Consider the following 3,721-nt stretch of genomic DNA (forward strand, 5'->3'; position numbering starts at 1 on the left):
GCAACCTGATCGCCTACGTCCCGCAGGAACCCGCGATGTTCCACCGATCCGTCCACGACAACATCGCCTTCGCCCGGCCCGGCGCCACCGAGACCCAGATCCGCCAAGCCGCGCGGGCGGCACACGTCACCGAGTTCGTCGAAAGCCTCCCGAACGGGTTCGACACGCTCGTCGGCGAGCGAGGCGTCAAACTCTCCGGCGGCCAGCGACAGCGCGTCGCCCTCGCCCGCGCCATCCTCCGAGACGCCCCGATCCTGCTACTGGACGAGGCCACCAGCGCACTGGACTCCGAAAGCGAACTCCTCGTCCAACAGGCCCTGTGGCACCTCATGCGCGACCGCACCGCACTGGTCGTCGCCCACCGTCTGAGCACCGTCGTCCGCATGGACCGCCTAGTCGTTCTCGACCGCGGCCACATCCTCGAAGAAGGCACCCACCGGGAACTCCTCCAGTCCAAAGGCCCCTATGCCCGGCTCTGGAATCACCAGTCCGGCGGCTTCCTCACCGAACAAGCCACCCCGGACACCGCGAGCACCGGCCAGCGTGACCGCAACTCTCAGCCCGCAACCGGCTGACCCGACCCGCCTCCAGCGGCCACACTGATGAACCCCTCATCGCCAACGACGATCGAATGCGCAGGGCCCATCCCTCGGCGGACGCCAGAAGCTCCGAGTCCGATGACCGATCTCCAGCCCACCCCCCGGCCACCCGGATCGCGGCAGAAGAGTGAACCACTTCGTCCTATTTTGAGTACATGCTGATCTTGATTAGTCTCGAGACTGTCGCTCGTAGGCTGATCAGCGTTAAAGGGGTCAGTTCAACCTTCTTCAAAGTTGCCCTCGCCCAGAGCGGTCAATTCCTCCTCTTCACCGAGCGGCCCCTCGCTCAACTCGAGGAGATTGGCCATTGCTTCCCTCGCAGATGGTTGGCTGCCAGACCTTGCCACTGCCCGCCATGCCTTGGCGGCTCCCCGAGCATCGCCGAGTTCCATGCACATCCTGCCCAGCAGCACCCCGGCTTCTGGCCACAGTCGAGGGTGTCGTCCGTTGACCACCTCGCGGAACACGGCTGCGGCATTGCGGAAGCGGCCGAACCAGTAGTGGTAGAGACCGATCCAGAAAGCCGCCTCTAAACGATACTCGGGATGCCCGGAGTTGTAAGCGGTCTTGAGGTGTCGCATGCCCAACTGAACCCGGTTCAGAGTTCCGTAGAGCTGGCCCAGCGATATGTGCGCAGCCGGGGTAAACTCGGGATGCTCGGCAGCGATGGACGCCTCATACGCCTGGATCGCGCCATTCAAATCCTCGCGGTCCTCCAATAGGCGTCCCAGGACCCATGGGGCCTTGGCCCGCGCTTCGTGCTGCCTTGATTCAGCGGCCCTGCTCAGCAGCGATACAGCTTCGTCGGTGGCGCCGTCCCGTCCGTACTTCCGCAGTCCGAGTTCAGTCAGGGCCAACGGCGACCATTCCGGGTCGTCAGCTTCGATCGCCTGCTGGTAGAGGTCGTCCACGATGGGCACGTCTGCTCCCTGGGACTTGCGGATCTGAGCCATGAGCAGCGCGGCGTGAGCCCGACGCGCTGCGTCGCCTTTCGTCAGCACGGTTTCCAGCATCGCGACCGCAGCGGCTTCATCCCCAGCCTCCATGCGGAGCAGGCCAATGTTGAATCGCGCCCGCATCACCATCGCAGGTTCAGCGAGATCCAGCACCGCCCTCCACGCGCGTTCCGCACCAGCGGCATCGCCCTCCTCGTGCCGAAGCTCGCCCAACGCGAAGGCGGCCTCCACCGAATGGTCCGCGTCAGCACATTCGATGCACCGTTCGAAGAACGTGGCGGCATCTTCCTTAGAGCCGAACAAGAGTGCCGTGCGCCCCTGCTCGAACAGGGCCTCCGCGCGGTTATCGACTGCCGTGTCGGAGTCTCGGAGGCGTTGAGCAACATGGTCGATCAATACGCGCTTGAACTGTCGATCCTCGTCGGATTCTTCGACGCTTCCATACTGGTCGCCGACTATCTCGGCCAGCCCTTCCTGCGTCGGACGTAGCGCCAGCCTTAGCATGGTGGCCCGCCTTTGAGTCGTTGACAGGTTGGCATCGGAGAAGTCCCGGTCGAGTGCAACCAACGCCTTCTCCGTTTCACCGGATAGGGTGTAGTGCGCACCTAGGGCCAGGAAAGCCTCGAGAGACCATTCCTGGCCCTGCTCGGCGACAAAGGTCCACAATCTGATTGCGGTTTCGGTATCGCCATCCTTCTTAGAGAAATCGCCGAGCTGATAGGCCGCAAAGCATGCTTCGCTGGATAGTCCGTCGCGTACGCCCGCCTGGTATGCGGCCTCGAGTGACTCGCGGGTCGCTCGCTGGTCCCCAAGTTCCATGTATGCGAGAGCAGCAAGTATTCGTTCCCGCGCCTCTAGCGGGCTCACAGTCGAAGCCTTGACATGAGCCGTCGCGGCGTAGGTCAACCGCTGCAGTTCCCTCGCCCTCCTTCCGATATGGGCGCATTGCTCGGGTGTCGCGAAGTCGATCAGCTCGGCCCAAAGGGCGTCCGGAATCACCCTGTTCGGTTCGGCATCGTCCACCAGCACGCGCGCCACGCTCCACCGCCGTTCGTCGTCGCGGCCCCGAGCCGGATGCACCGTCAGCAGTGCCTCATTCGCCGAGCCGGTCCCCTGCGCCCATACGATGCCCGCTTCGAACAACTCCTCTGATACGGCGATGTTCCTGATCTCGGCCAGGTAATGAGCGAAAAGCCGTCGCAACTCGCTGTCGGTGACCGGGCGCTCGAGCCCGGCACGACGGCAGTCGATGGCCGCGCGCACCAGCGCCATGCCCGCGGGATTGGCCGCACTCGCTGTATTCAGCCGGAGGATCAGCATGTCCCGATCATCATCGGCAACGTCACCGAGCCCGTCCACGTCCGACGGCACGACCCCGCCGCGGGAGTTGATCTTGACTTGTTCTACGAGCACCGGATCGTAGAGCAGATGCAACAGGTACGCTCTCCGCAGAGCGGACCGCGCAACCTGCCATTGATCAGGCGGGGCGGCGAGGATTGCGGCGACGACGCTGGCCGAGATGGTTGCCACGATAAACGCGGATGCGGTCAGCCGGTCCACGATCCCGTGTGTCAGGCTGTCCAAGTCGTCAACGGTGAGTTCGTCCACCCAAATCAGGGCGGGTTGCGCCGCTATCGAGGCCAAGTCCACGGTGGCGAGCGCGACGAGCGACTCCACATCGCGCGGGACAAGCACCTTCGTCTCCGGCGAAAGGACTGTCTCAATCGCCTTCCAGGTGGACGTGGACTTTCCCGCCCCATCGTCTCCATACACCAGCAGGAATGGGTACGATCCTGTCGGCGACGCGAGTGCCGCACATAGCTCCTCGTCGACATCAGGACGCGGCAGGTACACCCCCGCAGCGGGCTCGGGCTTGCCATCCCAGTTGTCAGTCAACTCGCTCAGCGTCGGGAAAGGCGCTTGCCGGACCTGGGCCGGCGGGAGAACCGAGAACTCCGCTAGCAGAGCGGCCAGCCATGCGGCCCGGTCAGCCGCCGCGCGCTCCATCGCCTGCACCAGGAGTTCGTGACGCCTGTGCCATTCATGTGTGTCCGCCGCGCTGGCGTCCAATTGGCCACGTCCAGGTAGGTGGTGTATGAGAAGGCCACCTCGCGATCTATTGACTACTTAAGCACCGATTGCCTCAATTGTCATATCGGCATCATC

At 64.0% G+C, this 3,721-nt stretch carries 2 protein-coding genes; one reads left to right on the top strand and one right to left on the bottom strand.

The annotated features are described in order from the left end of the window. The coding region (locus tag AB0C35_RS45845) for an ATP-binding cassette domain-containing protein (protein ID WP_358470946.1) at positions 1-575 on the top strand (575 nt) is incomplete at its 5' end. Positions 576-817: 242 nt separating this feature from the next. Here the strand turns inward: AB0C35_RS45845 and AB0C35_RS45850 are convergent. Further along, complete coding sequence (locus AB0C35_RS45850) at positions 818-3,571, bottom strand: hypothetical protein (RefSeq protein ID WP_358470949.1); 2,754 nt, start codon at positions 3,569-3,571, stop codon at positions 818-820. Between the last annotated feature and the right edge of the window lie 150 nt (positions 3,572-3,721).

Origin of the sequence: Spirillospora sp. NPDC048819 (assembly GCF_040650055.1) — a bacterium.
GTDB lineage: Bacteria > Actinomycetota > Actinomycetes > Streptosporangiales > Streptosporangiaceae > Spirillospora.